Genomic DNA, 15,425 nt, shown 5'->3' with positions numbered 1-15,425 from the left:
ACCCGAATCACTTAAATCGCGACGGCATTCTGCCGACTGTTTCGTTGCCGACACGAATGTTTGCGGTACGGTGAAGCGCCATTTGGCCGGGGTGGGTCGGTCCAAATCCGCGATGACTTGACGAAACGGGGGGGTGTCCTGCGACGAACGATCGTCGTAGTTTTTACTGGCCGGATGAAAGTCCGGATCGCAGGACCCATGCGAACCAAACGATCGTCAGCAACGCCCCTTGCCCGGGGCTTGCAGGGAGGATCGTGTATGCGCTTTTTCGGCTCCGCTCCGTTGCCCGGCTTCGCGTTGAAGCTGGTGTTGTTCGGAAGCGCGACCGTGGCGGCAGTTCCCGCGCAGGCGGGCAATTGCGATGCCGCGGCGATCGGTACGCGTTATGTCGAGGCGTTGCGGTTCTGTGGGCCGCAGGCGTCCGAACCCCAATCGCAACCCCGGTTCGAGGCGCCGCCCGAACCCGAGATGCTGCCCGAGCGCAGTTCGGTGAGCGTGAGCATGCCGGGCTTCCAGAAGCGGCTCGTCGCGGCGACGCGCGCGGTGCGCGCCCGGAGCGGCGGCGGGGCCAATGACGCATTGATCACTTCTGTAGCCTATCGCTACCGGATCAACCCGCATCTGCTCGCCTCGATGGTCAATGCCGAGTCCGCCGGGCGCCAGCGCGCGGTGTCGAACAAGGGCGCGTTGGGGCTGATGCAGGTGATGCCGGCGACGGCGCGGGGGCTCGGCGTGCGCGATCCGCGCGCGCTGCTCGACGATCCGGTCCTCGCGATGCACACCGGCGCCAAATATCTCAAACAGCTCCAGAGCCAACTCGGAAACGACGTGACCCTGGTAGTCGCGGCGTACAATGCCGGGCCGGGCGCAGTGATCAAATCGGGCCGCCGCGTGCCGCGGTATCGCGAGACGCAGGACTATGTCCGCAAGGTCGTGGGCCGCTACCAGGCCTCGCAACGCGGCGCGGCGCGCTGAGGCCGGCATGAGCGTCGAGCGGTATCTCGCCAGCAGCAACGCGGCAAAGCCCCTGCCGCTCTCGGCGCGCGTCGCCGATCTGTTCCTGATCGTCGGCGTGATCGCGATCGTCGGGCTGATGATCCTGCCGCTGCCGACGCTGATCATCGACATGCTGGTGGGAGTGAACATCACCTTCGGCGTGATGCTGCTGCTCACCACGCTCTACATCCGCGGCCCGCTCGACTTCTCGTCCTTCCCGTCGATCCTGCTCGTCTCGACGCTGTTCCGGCTGGCGCTGTCGATCGCCACCACCCGGATGATCCTCGTCGAGGGCCATGCCGGGCACATCATCCAGACCTTCGGATCGATGGTCGCGGGCGGCAACATCGTCGTCGGGCTGGTCGTGTTCCTGATCATCACGATCGTCCAGTTCATCGTCATCGCCAAGGGCGCCGAGCGCGTCGCCGAGGTCGCGGCGCGGTTCAGTCTCGATTCGATGCCGGGCAAGCAGCTGTCGATCGACAGCGATCTGCGCTCGGGCCTGATCGACAAGGACGAGGCGCGCCGCCGCCGCCGCACGCTCGAGCTCGAGAGCAAGCTCCACGGCAGCCTCGACGGCGCGATGAAGTTCGTGAAGGGCGATGCGATCGCCTCGGTCGTGATCGTCATCGTCAATCTGATCGGCGGCCTCGCCATCGGGGTGATGCAGCAGGGCATGGAGATCGGCGCGGCGACCTCCAAATATTCGATCCTGACGATCGGCGAGGGGCTGGTCGCGCAGATCCCGGCACTGCTCGGCGCGATGGCGGCGGGCCTGATGGTCACCCGCTCGACCGACGAGGAGAACGACGCCAATCTCGGTCAGGCGATGCACCGCCAGCTCGTCGCCAATCCGCGCGTGCTGCTCGCGGTGGGCGGGATCTGCTTCCTGATGGCGCTGATCCCGGGCTTCCCCGTCGCGGTGTTCATCGGGCTCGGCTTCGTCTCGCTCGTGTCGGGCGCGGCGATGCATCCGCGGCTCAAGCCGCACATGGTCCGCCACTCGGGGCCGATGCGCAAATTGCTCACCGGCGGGCGCGAGGCACCGCGCGCGGTGACTCTGCTCGCCGAGCCCGAGGCACCGCGCCCGGTGGTGCCGCTGCTGCTTCAGATTTCGGGTCCGCAGCCGCCGGTCGACGAAGAGGCCGCGCTCTCCGCCGAGCTCACCGCGATGCTCGAGCGGCTGCAATATCGCAGTGGCGTGCCGCTGCCCCGGCTGGCGATCCATTTCCTCGCGCCCGAAGGACCGCGCGCATGGCGGCTGCTTGCCTTCGAGCTGTCGATCGGCGCCGGCGAAGGCAGCGATGCCGAGACGGTGGTGGCGGGCGTCGAGGCGCTGATCCGCCGCAATTTGCCGCGCTTCCTCGGCGTGCAGGAGGCGGTCGGGCTGCTCAACCGCATCGGCGACGACTATCCCGAAGTGGTCAAGGAAGCCGTGCGCGCGGTGCCCGCGGCGCGGATCGCCGAGGTGCTCCGCCGGCTCGCCGAGGAGGAGGTGCCGCTGCGCAACATGCGCGACGTGCTCGAAGGCCTCACCGAGGCGGCGAGCCAGGAGCGCGAGATCGCCCGGATCGCCGATCAGACCCGCATTTCGCTCAAACGCTATCTGCTCGACGCCGTCGCGCAGGGCGGCGGCATCCGCGCGCTGGTGGTCACGCCCGAGCTCGAGACGCTGGTGCGCGAGGCGACGCGGCTGGTCGACGGAGTCGAGCGGCTCGCGGTCAAGCCCGAGGTCGCGCGCGAGCTGGTTGCGACGATCGGCCGGACCGCGGCGGAGACCGGCGCCAACGCGCTGGTAACGTCGTTCGAGGTCCGCCGCTCGATCCGCAAGCTGATCGAGCCCGATTTGTTCGAGTTGCCGGTGCTCGCCTTCAACGAACTTTCGCCGACCATTTCCGTCGAGATGGTCGGCCAGATCGGACTGCCGCCAGGGGCATTGGCGGAAGAACCACAAGTCGCGCTCGCTGCGGCCGAATGAAAACGGAGGGCTGATTGAAGCTGAACCAGAACTCGTCGATGCTGTTCATGGCCGTTGCCGCCGCGTTGCCGGTGCCGTTCGCCGCCAGCGCGCAGACACCGGCCGCCGCACAGGCGGCCCCCCAGGGCAACCAGGTCTCGATCGTCGCGCGCGACCAGCCGATCGCGGCGTTCCTGCGCGATCTGTTCGGCCGCGCCGGCCGGCCGGTGGTGCCGAGCGCGCGGCTGACCGGCACGGTCAACGGTGTGTTCAACGGCACCGTCGAGAAGATCTATGGCGACATCGCCAAGGCCTTCAATCTGATCTCCTATTATGACGGCGCCGCGCTCTACGTGTACGCGCCGACCGAGCTGGGCGTGCAGAACCTCCAGCTCGGCCGCGCCGCCGCCGATCGCGTGGCGCGCCAGGCGCGGGCGCAGCGGCTGCCCGATCGCCGCAACATGCTGCGCGTCACCACCGACGGGCTGGTGGTCAGCGGCACGCCGCGCTTTCTCGAGCAGGTCGCGGCGATGGCGCGCGGCGAAGGCGTCGCGGATAGCGGGCCCGCCGCGCCCGGCGGCGCCTATCCCGGCGGTGGCGGGGGCCGCGGCTATTACGACGCGCCGCGCGCGATGCCGGCACAGCCGGTCGAGTTCCGCGTCTTCTATCTGCGCTATGCCCGCGCCGAGGACACGCTGATCACCGCGGGCGGGCGCGAGACGCGCGTGCCGGGGCTCGCGACGATCCTGCAGAATCTCGTGCTCGACCAGAAGCCGGGCGGCAGCGCCAACGCCCCGATTCTCGGCGCGCGGATGGTGCGGCAGAGCCAGCCGCGATTGCGGGGGCAGGGGCTCGATTCGGTCGCTCCCGACGCGGCGCAGGGCGGCGCCTATGCCGCGACCGAGATCCTCGGCGGCGGCGACGGTGGCGGGCTCGCCGCGCCGCTGACCGCGGACGTGGTGCGGATCGAGCCGAGCGCGTATCTCAACGCGATCATCGTCCGCGACGTGCCCGAACGGATGGCCGCTTATGATTCGCTGATCCGCGCGCTCGACGTCGAGCCGCAGATCGTCGAGGTCGAGGCGACGATCATCGACATCAACGTCGATCGGCTGCGCAAGCTCGGGATCAACTGGCGCTTCGGCAGCGGCGGCTTCGGCGCGCTGTTCGGCAGCGGCAATGCCGATAGCGACACGCGGCTGCTGCCGGTGCCGGGGCTGAACCGCCGCGACAATGTCAGCAACATCACCCCTTCGGGCGCCGGCGGGACGATCTCGACGATCATCGGCAGCCAGCGCGAGTTCCTCGGCCGGGTCACCGCGCTCGAGAACAAGGGCGCCGCGCGCATCGTCTCGCGGCCGCAGGTGATGACGCTGTCCAATGTCGAGGCGGTGTTCGATCGCACCCGGACCTTCTACGTCCGCGTCGCCGGGCGCGAGGAAGTCGATCTGTTCAACGTCACCGCCGGCACCGTGCTGCGCGTCAATCCGCACGTCTTCCGCGATCACGACCAGACCCGCATCCGCATGCTCGTCAATATCGAGGACGGCAGCATCAGCCCCGATTCGATGGTGGAGAACATCCCCGTGGTCGATCGCGCCAGCGTGGCGACGCAAGGCATGGTGCTCGACGGCGAGAGCCTGTTGCTCGGCGGCATGACGATCGACGCCGACATCAACGACGAGACCAAGGTGCCACTGCTCGGCGACATCCCGCTGCTCGGCGAGCTGTTCAAGTTCCGGACCAAGCAGAAGGGCCATACCGAGCGGCTGTTCCTGATCACGCCGCGGCTCGTCCCGCTCGCCTCGCGCGCGCCGATGGCGGCGTCCGCGGCGCCGATCCCCGAAGGTACGCAGCCCGCGCGGATCCCGGTGCCCGCCAAGGCAGGGGAGCGCCAGACGCAATGACTTCGCCGTCCGTTCTTCGCGTGCTCAACGGCCGGCTCGCCGGCACCGAGAAGCCATTGCCGACGAGCGGAACCGTGTCGATCGGGCATCAATTCTGGCAGGACGTCGTCATCCGCGACCCGGCCACCAAGGGCGTCGCGATCGACCTGCAGGTCGATGGCGAAACCGGTGCGCGGATCACGGTGCTGACCGGCGAGGCTTTGCTGCTCGGCTCGCATATCGGCGAAGGGCAGACCGCCATCCTGCCCGCTTATGTGCCTTTCTCGATCGGCGGCGTCGCGCTTGCCTGGGGCGACCCGGCGAGCGGCCGCTGGGCGGAGGCGAGCGACATTGCCGACAGCTCCCCCGCGCCGTCGCTCCCTCCGCCATCGCCGCAGGACGAGGCCTTCGCGATGCTCGGCAAGGCAGGCGAGCATGTCAGCGGCTGGTTCACCCGCAAGCGCGCGATCGCGCTCGGCGCGGTGGCGACGCTGGTCGCCGGCGCGGCGGTGGCGGTGCCGACGATGGACGCGCTCGGGCTGCGCGGCGACGCCGCGACCCGCGCCGACCATGTCCTCGACGGCGCCGGGCTGGCGCCGCTGACCACCGCCAACGATCCGGCGACCGGCGCGGTGATCGTCAGCGGGGTGGTGTCGAACGACGCCGAGCGCCTCAAGGCGCAGGAGGTGCTGCGCGATCACGGCATCGACGCCGCGGTCAACGTCCAGACCAGCGCCGAGCTCGCCCAGGCCGCAGCCGATGTCGCGCGCATCCACGGGCTGCAGGCGATGGGCAAGCCGATCTCGCGCACCGGCGTCGAGCTGCGCGTGACCCGGCTCAACAGCGATCAGCGGCTCAAGCTCGCCCAGGCGATCCGCACCGATGTGAAGCAATTGGGCCGGCTGGTCTTCCGCGACGATCTGCCGCCGCGTGACGACACGCCGCTGCGCACGGTGGCCGACGCGACGCGCAAGGTGTCGACCGTCGTCACCGGCGACCCCGCCTTTATCCAGACGGTCGACGGCGCGCGCTATTTCGCCGGCGCGATCATGCCGAGCGGCCACCGCCTCATCACCATCACCGGCGACACGGTGTTCTTCGAGAAGAACGGCCGGGAGACGCAGTTGAAGTTCTGAATTTTAGTGTGAGTGAAGGAGTAGAGTCATGTCGAACACGATCACCACCGGGCTTACCAACATCTCGCTTTCGCCGCTGACCGGCAACAAGATGAACAAGGGCTCGGCGCCCGGCACCTGGTTCGAGGCGCTCGCCGACAGCTGGGGCCAGACGCTCGACAAGCAGGCGACCCGGATCGAGGCGATGTCGAACGAAGTCGGCAACAACGGCAGCGACAATCCCTCGCAGATCGTCAAGCTCACCGCCGAATCGATGCGGATGTCGTTCATGGCCAATAGCTCGTCGAGCTCGATCGACAGCGTCGGCAAGGCGCTCGAGACCATGGCCCGCAAGAACTGACGGAGGCGATCATGTCGATCGAAGCCATTGCGGGGGCCATGGCGAGTTCCGCCTTCGCGCCCTCGCCGGACATCGTTCAGGCGGGGCCGGCAGCCTCGACCGCCGACGTCACCAGCTTCCAGGGCTCGCTTTCGGCGATGGGTTCGGGGGGAGTCGGCGGCGCCGACGCGCTCGGCCCGGCGATGCAGGCGATGTTCTCGCAGATCGAGCGCGTCAACGGCGAGGCCAAGAGCGTGTCCGAATATGCGAAGGCCGCGCAGGCGAGCGGATCGGAGATGACCCCGGGCGAAGTCGTCGACCTGACGATGAAGTGCCACGAGTTCATGTTCCACTGCCAGCTGACCTCGAACATCGCCAACCGCACCTCGGACGGCATCCAGCAGCTGTTCCGGCAGCAATCGTGACGCCTGTGGCGGCAGGCGTGGAGAACTGAGATGGGCGATCTTGCCCGAAAGCTGCGCCCGGCCCTGATCGGGCTCTGCCTGCTGCTCGCCGCGTGCGGGCGGGCCGAGCTCTATTCGAAGCTGACCGAGGCGCAGGCCAACGAGATGATCGCGGTGCTGCAGAGCGCCGGGATCGGCGCCACCAAGCAGGCGAAAGGCGAAGAAGGCTGGATGCTGCTGACCGAGAAGGGCGATTTCAGCCGCGCGGTCGAAGTGCTCCACTCCCAGGGCTATCCCCGCGAGGAATTCGCCTCGCTGGGGACGGTGTTCAAGCGCGAGGGGCTGGTCTCCTCGCCCACCGAGGAGAAGGCGCGGCTGGTCTATGGCATGAGTCAGGAACTGTCGCACACCATCTCGGAGATCGACGGGGTGGTGCAAGCGCGCGTCCATCTGGTGCTGCCCGACACCCAGCCGCTCGCCGAGACCGGCCAGCCCGCTTCGGCATCGGTGTTCATCAAATATCGGCCGGGCACCAATATCGACACCCAGATCGGCAAGGTGAAGGCGCTGATCGTCAATTCGGTGCAGGGCCTCAAATACGAGAATGTCTCGGTCGAGACCTTCCCCGCCCAGCCGCTGCCGACGGTGGCGCCCAAGGACGGCGGGACCGCGCTCAACGCCAATCTGATCGGTCTCGGCATCGCCGGGCTGCTGCTGCTCGTCGCGGCGCTCGGCTATCCGGGCCTGCGACGCTGGCAACAGCGCCGCGCGGCGGTGGCGCGGCGGGAGGGCAGCGCATGAGGGCGTCCGAGCAACGCGCGACGCTGGCGGCGATCGGCAACGATCTCGTCGCGGTCGAGGGCGGCCCCGGCGAGCGCCGGGCGGCGCTGCTGCTGCGGCATCTGGGCGGGTGCGACGATCCGGTGGCGTGCTTCACCGATCTGCCGAGCGCGCCGCCTTGGCTGCGGCTTCCCGCCGCGGCGCAGCGCCGGCTCGCGCTGCGCGTCGCGCTGCTCTGGATGGGCGACGCGCTGGCGGGATCGATCGACGGGGCGTGGCTCGGCGGGCTCGCCGAGGTTGCCGGCGAGGATCTGCTCGACTGGGCGATCGCGACCAGCCCGGGCCTGCCCGCGGCCCCGGCGCGCCGGCTCGCGCCCGACGCGCTCGAGATCTACGGCTTCTCGCTGCTGCGCGAGCAATTGCCGATGCCGCTCCGCGGTTATCTGCCGTGGCGCGCCGATCATCTCGCTTTGTCGTGCCCGCGCGAGACGCTCGATGCCTTGGTCGGCGCGGCGGTCGATGCGGCGATGCGCGCATGACCTTCCTCGTCCTCCACGCCGACCGGCTGGCGACCGCGCTCGCCGATGATCCGCTGGTGCCCGCCGCCGATGTCGGCCGGATGCAGGATGCGATGGCGCTGCTCGCCGAGGCGGGCGCGCTGCGCAGCGGGGCGGACGCGGCGATCGCCGCCGCGCGCGAGGCAGCACGCGCCGAGGGTTTCGCCGCCGGGCGCGCGGAAGGGCTCGCCGCGGCCGAGGACGAGCGGCGCGCCGAGCTGTTCCGCATCGCGCTGCGCGACGGCGAGCTCCAGCGCGCGCGGCAGAAGGACGTCGCGCGGCTGGCGGTCGAGGTCGTGCGCCGGATCGCCGGTGTGCTCGACGACGGCGCGGTGGTGGCGGGGCTGGCCGAGCGCGCCGCGGCGCAGCTCGCGCCCGACAGCGTCGGGGTGGTGCGCGTCGCGCCGGACGCCGTGGCGGCGGTGCGCGCGCGGCTCGATGGCCGTGCGGGACTCAGCGTCGAGGCCGACCCGGCGCTTTCCGGGCAGGATTGCGTGATCGAGACCGCGCTCGGCCGCACCCATGCCGGGCTCGACACCCAGCTCGCGCAGATCGCGCGGATGTGGGGCGAGGCGCTCGATGACTGAGGGGCCCGCCAACACCGTCGACCAGCTGCTCGCCGGGCTCCAGCGCAGCCCGACCGTCGAGCGGCGCGGCCGGCTGGTCGAAGTGCTCGGCACCACGCTCAAGGTCACCGGGATCGCGCCGCGCGTCGGCGATGCCTGCGAAGTGGTCGAGCCGTCGACCGGGCGGGTGGTGCCGGTCGAGGTGGTCGGCATCGCGGGCAATGCGACGATCCTGACCCCGCTCGCCGATGTGCGCGGTCTCTCGGTCGATGCCGAGGTGATCGTGCGCAGCGGCGAGGAACTGGTGCCCTGGGGCGAGGGGCTGCTCGGCCGCGTGCTCGACGGGCGCGGCCGGCCGATCGACGGCAAGGGTGAGCTTCCCGCCGGACTCCACCGCCGTCCGCTCCACGCCCCGGCGCCGCAGCCGATGGAGCGTGCGCTGATCAACACGCCGCTGCACACCGGGGTACGCGCGATCGATACGCTGCTCACCGTCGGGCAGGGTCAGCGGCTCGGCGTGTTCGCGATGGCGGGCGGCGGCAAATCGACTCTGCTCGGCATGCTCGCGCGCTTCGCCGAGGCCGATGTCATCGTCATCGCGCTGATTGGCGAGCGTGGCCGCGAAGTGCGCGAGTTCATCGAGGACGCGCTGGGCGAGACGGGGCTGGCGCGCTCGGTGATCGTCTGCGCTACTTCGGACCGCGCCGCGATGGAGCGGGTGCGCGCGGCGCATCATGCCACCGCGATCGCCGAGGGGTTCCGCAGCGAGGGCCGCAACGTGCTGCTGCTGATGGATTCGGTGACGCGCTTCGCCCGCGCGCTGCGCGAGATCGGGCTGGCGGCCGGCGAGCCGCCGGTGCGGCGCGGCTTCCCCCCTTCGGTCTTCGCCGAACTGCCGCGGCTGTTCGAGCGCGCCGGCAACGATGCGGTCGGATCGATCACCGGCATCTACACCGTGCTGATCGAGGACGAGGAAGGCGACGATCCGATCGGCGAGGAAGTTCGCTCGATCCTCGACGGGCATGTCGTGCTCTCGCGCAAGCTCGGCGCGGCGGGCCATTATCCGGCGATCGATGTGCTCGGCAGCCTGAGCCGGTTGTTCCCGCGGCTCGCCGATCCGGCGCATCGCGACGCGGCGACGCGGGTGCGCGCGCTGCTCGCCAAACATGCCGAGATCGAGTTCCTCGTCCAGGTCGGCGAATATCGCGCCGGCGCCGATCCGCTCGCCGATCGCGCGATCGCGGCGAAGCCCGAGATCGACAGCCTGTTGCGGCAGGACGCCAATCGCGCCGAGGATTTCCACACCTCGCTGATGCTGCTGCGCGGAGTGGCGGGCTGATGGCGCGCGAGCAGCAACGCCAGGCGAGGGCGCTGGTGCGGCTGCGTGCGGTCCGGATGCAGAGCGCGGCGGTCGCGTTGGCCGAAGCCCGCGCCGCGACGCTGGCAGCCGAGCGCGAGACTGCGGCCGCCGATGCCGGCGCCATGGCCGCCGACGCCGCGATGGCGGCGGCGCGCGCCGATCTCGCGACCGATCCGGCCGAAGCCGAGCGGCTGCTCGCTGTGGTCGATTCGAGCCATTTCCGGCGCTCGGTGGCGCGCAGCGCGCTCAACGACGCACGCGAGGCCGAGCGGCTGTGCGGCGACGCCGAGGCCGAACGGCGCAAGGCAATGATCGTCGCGCGCGCCCGGCACGATCGGCTCGCCGAGCATGCCGGGCAGGCGGCGCGGCACTGGGAGCGGCGGCACGAGGAGCGTGCCGCGCTCGACACACTCGAGGCAAGGAAGCGATCATGACCAGCGTCCGCTCATCCGAGGCGCAGCCCGTCCGCCAGCTGCGGCAGGGCCCGATCGACGGGCGCGCCCAGCCCCAGCCCGACGACGTCCGCGCGATGAAGGACGCGTTCGGCGCCGCGCGCGTGAAGCTGCTTGGCAAGGAGCAGCCGGGCAAGGAACCAGCCGGCGGTCTCGCGCAGCCCAAGCTCGGCAAGGGGCTCGCCCAGCCCGAGCGGCGCGGCGAGGTGCCGGTGCAGGAACGCGCGGCGCTCGGCGACTATCGCGAGGCGAGCCTGAAGCAGGAGCGCGAGGCGCGCGAGCGGCAGGACGGACTGTTCGGCTTCACCGGCCAGGCGCAGGCGCAACCCATGGGGATGCCGGCGATGCCCGCGGCGCATGTCGATCCTAGCGCGTTCGCCCAGCTGCTCGCCGATCTCTGGACGCGCGAGAATGGCAAGGGTGCGAAGGAAGTCACCGTGACCTTCGGCGACCGCGCCTGGCCCGCCACCGGCGCGCGTCTGGTGCGCAATGCCGCGGGAACGCTCGACGTCGCGCTGCTCGTGGGAGACGGCGCGCCGCCCTATGACGCCACGCTGCGCCAGCTCGAGGCGCAGCTGCGCGATGCGGGCGTGGCGCTGGGAAGCTTGTCGATGGAGACGGCCTGACCTCGCGAAATGAGACCGTCACCCCCGCGAAAGCGGGGGCCCATCTCCTGCATATGCAAGAACTACGACAGCTGTCGGGCGCGCGACTCGTTCGGGAGATGGGTCCCCGCTTTCGCGGGGGTGACGAAGAGGGAGGTCAGTGCGCCGCGTTGGCCTTGATCAGCGCAAGCACTTCCGGCTGTACCGGCTTTGCGCCCGCGGCGCCCGCCGGCGGCCAATTCCCTGCGGCGGCCGCGGCGCGCACGTCACGCGAAGACGGCGCCGGATCGGGCCAGCCGAGCTTCGCCAGCCGCGCCGCCAGCCGGTGCTGCGCCTGCGCTTCTTCCGCCGAATCGGTGAGCATCGGCGTCGTCGCCGCGGTGCCGAGATTGGCGCCGCCGCTGTCGATCGCCCACGGATCCGCGCCGCGATCGAGCAGCAATTCGGCGATGCGGAAATGCTCCATGTCGAGCGCGGTGTGGAGCGGGCGGTTGCCGGTCGCCTCCATCACGTTCGGATCGGCACGAAAATCGAGCAGCATCCGCACCGCGCCGAGCGAATTGAGCGCGATCGCGGTGCGCAGCGGGCCGATCGGATTGCCCCTGGGATTGGGGCTCGCGCCGGCGCTGAGCAGGCGATGCGCGAAGCCGGGATCGCCGGCGCGTAGCGCGAGGCGCAGCGGCAGGCCCTTGTCGTCGACGCCGTCGAGCGTTGCGCCGCCGTGGATGACGAGATCGACCGCTTCGGCGCGGCAGGTGGCGAGCGCGACCGAGAGCATATCATATTGCGCCCCGACCCGCCGGCGCGCGAGCCCGGGATCGGCGCGGAGCAATTCGCCGGCGCGGGCAAGATTTCCGTCGTAGAGCGCCTCGGCGAAATCGCGCGCGGCGGCGCCGAGCCGCTGATCGGTGAGCGTGTCGCGGCGCTTGGGCAGCTCGGTGCCCGGCGCGAAGCAATCGGCGCGCGCATCGCTCTCGCAGCCCATCGTCATGAGCGCCAGCGCGGGGGTGAAGAGGAGGAAGCTGCGCACACGCCGCACCCTGTGCCGATCATAGGGGACGCGTCAACGATTCAGCGGCCGGCCTGTGCCGCGGTTCCGGCGAGCACCCAGTCCATGCTGTGGCGGTCGACCGGATTGATCGAATCCCACCAATGCGCGCCTTCGGGGCGGACATTGGGCAAGTCGTGCTGCGCGCCATAGGCTTCGGGCAGGTCGGTGACGGCACCGCCGACGATCGCGCCGCCCAGCCCACCGGTGATCAGCCCGCCCAGCCCCGCGCCGACCGCGCGGTCGCCGCCTTCCTGCAGCGTGGTCAGGATCTCGCCCTGGACGCGATAATTGTTGATCGACGAGAAGCCGCGGCCATTGGCCTGCGCGACGGCCTGCGCCTTTTCGATCGTGTTCTGGTGGAGCCCGGCGGCGTTGAAGGTGTCGGCCGGACGGCCCGAGGCGATCGCCGCCTCGGCAGCGAGCCCGCCGCCCAGCGAATGGCCGACCAAGGTGACGTCGGCGTCGGTGCGCGCCAGCTTCTTCCCGATCTCGAGCGCATTGGCATAATGCGTCGAGTTGAGGCCGAGCCCCTGCTGCGCGTTGCTCTTCCAGTCGTCGCCCGACTGGCTGCCGCGGAACACGACGGTGTAGCGCTCCTGCCCGGCCTCGCCGCTAACATAGACGCGCGCACGGAAGCTGCTCTCGCCGGGTTGCTCGAGCATCTCCGGGGTGAGCCCTAGCCGCGCGAGATCGGCGTCGTTCGCGGCGCGATAGCCCGAAGGCGGACTCGGCACGTCGTTATAGACGTCCTTGGCGAGCAGCGCGTTGGTGTGGACCTGCTGGAGATCGGGCGCGTCGTTCGCCGCGAGCCGCGCTTCCGATGGCGCGCCCGAAGCGACGATCGCCGACGGCGTGGCGAGCGGCGCGGACTGTGCGTCGCGCGTGCCGGGGGCGAACGGCACGATCGCATCCTGATCGTTGGCGACGCGCTGCTGAAGGGAGTCGACGCCATCGGCTCTGGGGGGAGATGAGACCGATGGCGTCGCATGCAGCGCCGGCGTGACGCCGGGAGACTGCCAATCCGATCGATAAGCCTCGGCGCCTTTGCTGGACGCCGAAGACGCCGTCGACGGGGGAGTCGACGCCGGGGAAGCGGGGGCTGCTCGGTTGACCTGCATCGCGCGCTGTCCTTCGATCGGAGACAGTGCAGATGCGCCGCGCGGCACGCGCACGCCATAATCGATCCGATTATCGCGGCGCCCGCGCGCGACGCGCATATCCCCCGTGCAACTATGGGAGAGTCGGCATGCTCGAGGCCGCGGGCGCCGCAGCAGGCGTTGCTAGTCGTTTCAATCTGGATTCGCTGCTCGCCGGCAGCGCGGTGTCGATTCCGGGGTTCCGCATCCCGATCGACGGCATGGGCGGCGGCGTCGCCAAGCCCGCCGAGGTCCGCTTCGACGCCGCCGACCTCTATGGCGCTCAGGGACCGCAGGCTGCCGACATCCGCCAGGACGCGCTGGGCGATTGCTATTTCGTCGCGACGCTCGGCGCGGTCGCGCGCCAGCAGCCCGATGCGATCCGCAACATGATCAGCTTCGACGCGCGCACCGGCAATTTCACTGTCCAGCTGCACGATGGCGACGGCAATCCGCAATCGGTGCAGGTCACGCAGGCCGAGCTCGAGGACAATCTCGCGCGCTCGGGCGGGTCGACCGCCGACAACACCGGGCTCGACGGCCCGATCTGGCCCGCGGTCGCCGAGACCGCCTATGCCAAGGTGCACGACAGCAATCCCGCCGACGGGTTGGCCGAGGGCTATAACGCGATCGCCAATGGCGGCTGGCCGCAGGACGCGATGCAGGCGATCACCGGCGATCGCGGCGACGAGATCCGCTATTCGGAGGGCTTTTTCGAGAGCGAGAATTCGGCGCTCGACCGAATGGCAGGGCAAGTCGATGCGGCGCTGTCGAACGGCCGGCCGGTGACGCTGTGGACGGTGCCCGAGAATCGCAGCCTGTGGGACAAGATTCGCGGCAACGAAGGCACACAGGACGGGCTGGTCGACAATCACGTCTACACCGTCGAAGGCGTCCACAAGAATGCCGATGGCGAGTGGATGGTCAGCGTGCGCAATCCGTGGAGCACCAACATGAATGTCGGCGAGGGGCACGACACCGCGTCGGCGACGATGGAGGTTCCGCTGCGCACGCTCGTCGATACCGGCGGCGCCGAGGCGTTCACGGCTGGCCCCGCGCCACGCTGAAGCCATCGCAACGGGGTTGAGCGCCCCTGGCAAAGCGGGCAAGCTCGGCTGCGAGGGACATATTTTTGCTGAAAGCGGCGCTCTTGAGTCTGTTGGCCTTTCTCGGGCTGGTGCGCGGGTTCGATCTCGCGGCGCTGCCTGCCCCCGCCGGCGCGCAGAACGGCGCGAGCGCAACCGAACGGCAGGCGCTGCGCGCGCTGACGAGCGACGTCTCGAAGGGCGGTGTCACGATCGAGGGCGAACGGCTGTTCACCGTCGGCAAGGATCTGCCGTGGAACGCGATCGCCAAGCGCATCGACAATCTCGCGCGCGAGCGCGGCGCGAAGCCGGTGGCGCTGCCCGGCGCCGATCCCGGCAAGAAGCTCGCCCAGGCGTGGCGCGCCGGCGACGGGCGCGGCGTGATGGTGGCGATGGTGCGCACGCCGGGCGGCGGCGCGGTGGCCTATTTCGGCGTGCGTTTCACCGGCGATTGAGGCCGGAGCGCGGCGTCAACCCTGCGGGTGCAGTCGCTGGAGCAGCATCCGCCAGAGCGGGATGCTGATCAGCGCGGGCTGGCCGAGCCACGGCACGAACAGGCTGACGACGAAGCCGGTGAGCGCGCCGAGAAAGGTCGCATAGCCGCGCTGGCGGATCGCGGCGCGCTGCGCGAGCGGAACCTCCTCGCCGACGAGTGGCGCATTGGTGACGAGCCGCTGGACGCGGATCGCCGCGAGCGCGGCCAGCGCCAGCCAGCCGCAATAAAAGGCGACGGGGACGCGGTGGCCATAATATTCCGAGGCCAGCGCGGTGAAGAACGGCATCGCCGCTATCGTGCAGAGCAGCAGCAGATTGGGCAGGATCAGCCGCGAGTCCCAATGCCGCGCGCAATCGAACGCCCGGTGGTGCCCGGCCCAGAAAGCGCCGATCACGAAGAAGGAGACGAGAAAGCTGACGAAGTGGGGGATGATCTGCGCCAGCGCGACGAGGAAGGCGTGATCGGTGCGCGGAGCATGCACCTCGGGGACATGGATCTCGATGATCAGCAAGGTGATCGCGATCGCGAACACCGCGTCCGAGAAGAATATCATCCGCTCGAGCGCGTGGCCGGGGCCATGCAGCTCGGGTGCACGTGGAATCCTCGGCATCTTTCCCCCTCGACGTTCGCTCCCGTCCG

17 protein-coding genes are annotated in these 15,425 nt (G+C 70.0%); 14 read left to right on the top strand and 3 right to left on the bottom strand.

Going from position 1 to position 15,425, the window contains the following annotated elements; translation table 11 throughout:
• The first annotated feature begins 258 nt into the window (after positions 1–258).
• Genes E5A74_RS15050 through E5A74_RS14995 form a run of 12 tightly spaced genes read left to right on the top strand, consistent with a single transcriptional unit; the run spans position 259 to position 11,039 of the window.
• A complete protein-coding gene (locus tag E5A74_RS15050; RefSeq protein ID WP_166745793.1) occupies positions 259–975 on the top strand; it encodes a lytic transglycosylase domain-containing protein in 717 nt (238 codons plus the stop codon).
• Positions 976–982: 7 nt separating this feature from the next.
• Positions 983–2,974 (top strand): flagellar biosynthesis protein FlhA, encoded by a 1,992-nt coding sequence (locus E5A74_RS15045; protein WP_135986388.1) that lies wholly within the window; start codon positions 983–985, stop codon positions 2,972–2,974.
• A gap of 14 nt (positions 2,975–2,988) precedes the next feature.
• A complete protein-coding gene (sctC, locus tag E5A74_RS15040) occupies positions 2,989–4,860 on the top strand; it encodes a type III secretion system outer membrane ring subunit SctC (protein ID WP_135986386.1) in 1,872 nt (623 codons plus the stop codon).
• Positions 4,857–5,975 carry a hypothetical protein gene (locus E5A74_RS15035; RefSeq protein WP_135986384.1) on the top strand — a complete coding sequence of 373 codons (1,119 nt, stop codon included), beginning with the start codon at positions 4,857–4,859 and terminating at the stop codon, positions 5,973–5,975. The genes sctC and E5A74_RS15035 overlap by 4 nt, the downstream gene beginning before the upstream one ends.
• 28 nt (positions 5,976–6,003) lie before the next feature.
• A complete protein-coding gene (locus E5A74_RS15030; protein ID WP_025494913.1) occupies positions 6,004–6,315 on the top strand; it encodes a hypothetical protein in 312 nt (103 codons plus the stop codon).
• A gap of 11 nt (positions 6,316–6,326) precedes the next feature.
• A complete protein-coding gene (locus tag E5A74_RS15025) occupies positions 6,327–6,719 on the top strand; it encodes a hypothetical protein (protein WP_135986382.1) in 393 nt (130 codons plus the stop codon).
• A 30-nt stretch (positions 6,720–6,749) separates the two neighbouring features.
• Positions 6,750–7,499 (top strand): type III secretion system inner membrane ring lipoprotein SctJ, encoded by a 750-nt coding sequence (gene sctJ, locus E5A74_RS15020; RefSeq protein WP_135986380.1) that lies wholly within the window; start codon positions 6,750–6,752, stop codon positions 7,497–7,499.
• Complete coding sequence (locus tag E5A74_RS15015; protein ID WP_135986378.1) at positions 7,496–8,017, top strand: hypothetical protein; 522 nt, start codon at positions 7,496–7,498, stop codon at positions 8,015–8,017. The genes sctJ and E5A74_RS15015 overlap by 4 nt, the downstream gene beginning before the upstream one ends.
• Positions 8,014–8,622, top strand: a complete 609-nt coding sequence (locus E5A74_RS15010; protein WP_135986376.1) for a FliH/SctL family protein — start codon at positions 8,014–8,016, stop codon at positions 8,620–8,622. The genes E5A74_RS15015 and E5A74_RS15010 overlap by 4 nt, the downstream gene beginning before the upstream one ends.
• On the top strand, positions 8,615–9,940 hold the full coding sequence (locus tag E5A74_RS15005; RefSeq protein WP_135986374.1) for a FliI/YscN family ATPase: 1,326 nt from the start codon (positions 8,615–8,617) through the stop codon (positions 9,938–9,940). The genes E5A74_RS15010 and E5A74_RS15005 overlap by 8 nt, the downstream gene beginning before the upstream one ends.
• Positions 9,940–10,395 carry a hypothetical protein gene (locus E5A74_RS15000; protein ID WP_135986372.1) on the top strand — a complete coding sequence of 152 codons (456 nt, stop codon included), beginning with the start codon at positions 9,940–9,942 and terminating at the stop codon, positions 10,393–10,395. The genes E5A74_RS15005 and E5A74_RS15000 overlap by 1 nt, the downstream gene beginning before the upstream one ends.
• Positions 10,392–11,039, top strand: a complete 648-nt coding sequence (locus E5A74_RS14995; RefSeq protein ID WP_135986370.1) for a hypothetical protein — start codon at positions 10,392–10,394, stop codon at positions 11,037–11,039. Before E5A74_RS15000 ends, E5A74_RS14995 begins: the two co-directional genes overlap by 4 nt.
• Before the next feature lie 136 nt (positions 11,040–11,175).
• Here the strand turns inward: E5A74_RS14995 and E5A74_RS14990 are convergent, their stop codons facing one another.
• Both E5A74_RS14990 and E5A74_RS14985 read right to left on the bottom strand, forming a co-directional pair.
• Positions 11,176–12,048 carry an ankyrin repeat domain-containing protein gene (locus tag E5A74_RS14990; RefSeq protein ID WP_135986368.1) on the bottom strand — a complete coding sequence of 291 codons (873 nt, stop codon included), beginning with the start codon at positions 12,046–12,048 and terminating at the stop codon, positions 11,176–11,178.
• A 41-nt stretch (positions 12,049–12,089) separates the two neighbouring features.
• Positions 12,090–12,971, bottom strand: a complete 882-nt coding sequence (locus E5A74_RS14985) for a Tle-like phospholipase domain-containing protein (RefSeq protein ID WP_166745795.1) — start codon at positions 12,969–12,971, stop codon at positions 12,090–12,092.
• Between the two features lie 344 nt (positions 12,972–13,315).
• Between E5A74_RS14985 and E5A74_RS14980 the strand changes: the two genes are divergently transcribed.
• Together E5A74_RS14980 and E5A74_RS14975 are read left to right on the top strand one after the other, a co-directional pair.
• Positions 13,316–14,272: a C2 family cysteine protease gene (locus E5A74_RS14980; protein WP_166745796.1), complete on the top strand. Its 957-nt coding sequence runs from the start codon at positions 13,316–13,318 to the stop codon at positions 14,270–14,272.
• Positions 14,273–14,355: 83 nt separating this feature from the next.
• Positions 14,356–14,745, top strand: coding sequence for a hypothetical protein (locus E5A74_RS14975; protein WP_135986362.1), 390 nt, complete (start codon positions 14,356–14,358; stop codon positions 14,743–14,745).
• 15 nt (positions 14,746–14,760) lie between these two features.
• Here E5A74_RS14975 and E5A74_RS14970 read toward each other — a convergent pair whose 3' ends face one another.
• The gene (locus E5A74_RS14970; protein WP_135986360.1) at positions 14,761–15,396 is read right to left on the bottom strand and encodes a TMEM175 family protein; all 636 of its coding nucleotides are present in this window, start codon (positions 15,394–15,396) and stop codon (positions 14,761–14,763) included.
• Between the last annotated feature and the right edge of the window lie 29 nt (positions 15,397–15,425).

Origin of the sequence: Sphingomonas naasensis (genome assembly GCF_004792695.1) — a bacterium.
Lineage (GTDB): Bacteria > Pseudomonadota > Alphaproteobacteria > Sphingomonadales > Sphingomonadaceae > Sphingomonas > Sphingomonas naasensis.
This window is presented reverse-complemented; position numbering and strand designations above follow the sequence as displayed.

What these genes read in the sequence shown, in the direction of transcription:
- E5A74_RS15050 (WP_166745793.1), top strand. Translation starts at nt 259, where the DNA reads ATGCGCTTTTTCGGCTCCGCTCCGTTGCCCGGCTTCGCGTTGAAGCTG.
- E5A74_RS15045 (WP_135986388.1), top strand. Translation starts at nt 983, where the DNA reads ATGAGCGTCGAGCGGTATCTCGCCAGCAGCAACGCGGCAAAGCCCCTG.
- E5A74_RS15035 (WP_135986384.1), top strand. Translation starts at nt 4,857, where the DNA reads ATGACTTCGCCGTCCGTTCTTCGCGTGCTCAACGGCCGGCTCGCCGGC.
- E5A74_RS15030 (WP_025494913.1), top strand. Translation starts at nt 6,004, where the DNA reads ATGTCGAACACGATCACCACCGGGCTTACCAACATCTCGCTTTCGCCG.
- E5A74_RS15025 (WP_135986382.1), top strand. Translation starts at nt 6,327, where the DNA reads ATGTCGATCGAAGCCATTGCGGGGGCCATGGCGAGTTCCGCCTTCGCG.
- sctJ (WP_135986380.1), top strand. Translation starts at nt 6,750, where the DNA reads ATGGGCGATCTTGCCCGAAAGCTGCGCCCGGCCCTGATCGGGCTCTGC.
- E5A74_RS15015 (WP_135986378.1), top strand. Translation starts at nt 7,496, where the DNA reads ATGAGGGCGTCCGAGCAACGCGCGACGCTGGCGGCGATCGGCAACGAT.
- E5A74_RS15010 (WP_135986376.1), top strand. Translation starts at nt 8,014, where the DNA reads ATGACCTTCCTCGTCCTCCACGCCGACCGGCTGGCGACCGCGCTCGCC.
- E5A74_RS15005 (WP_135986374.1), top strand. Translation starts at nt 8,615, where the DNA reads ATGACTGAGGGGCCCGCCAACACCGTCGACCAGCTGCTCGCCGGGCTC.
- E5A74_RS15000 (WP_135986372.1), top strand. Translation starts at nt 9,940, where the DNA reads ATGGCGCGCGAGCAGCAACGCCAGGCGAGGGCGCTGGTGCGGCTGCGT.
- E5A74_RS14995 (WP_135986370.1), top strand. Translation starts at nt 10,392, where the DNA reads ATGACCAGCGTCCGCTCATCCGAGGCGCAGCCCGTCCGCCAGCTGCGG.
- E5A74_RS14980 (WP_166745796.1), top strand. Translation starts at nt 13,316, where the DNA reads ATGCTCGAGGCCGCGGGCGCCGCAGCAGGCGTTGCTAGTCGTTTCAAT.
- E5A74_RS14970 (WP_135986360.1), bottom strand. Translation starts at nt 15,396, where the DNA reads ATGCCGAGGATTCCACGTGCACCCGAGCTGCATGGCCCCGGCCACGCG.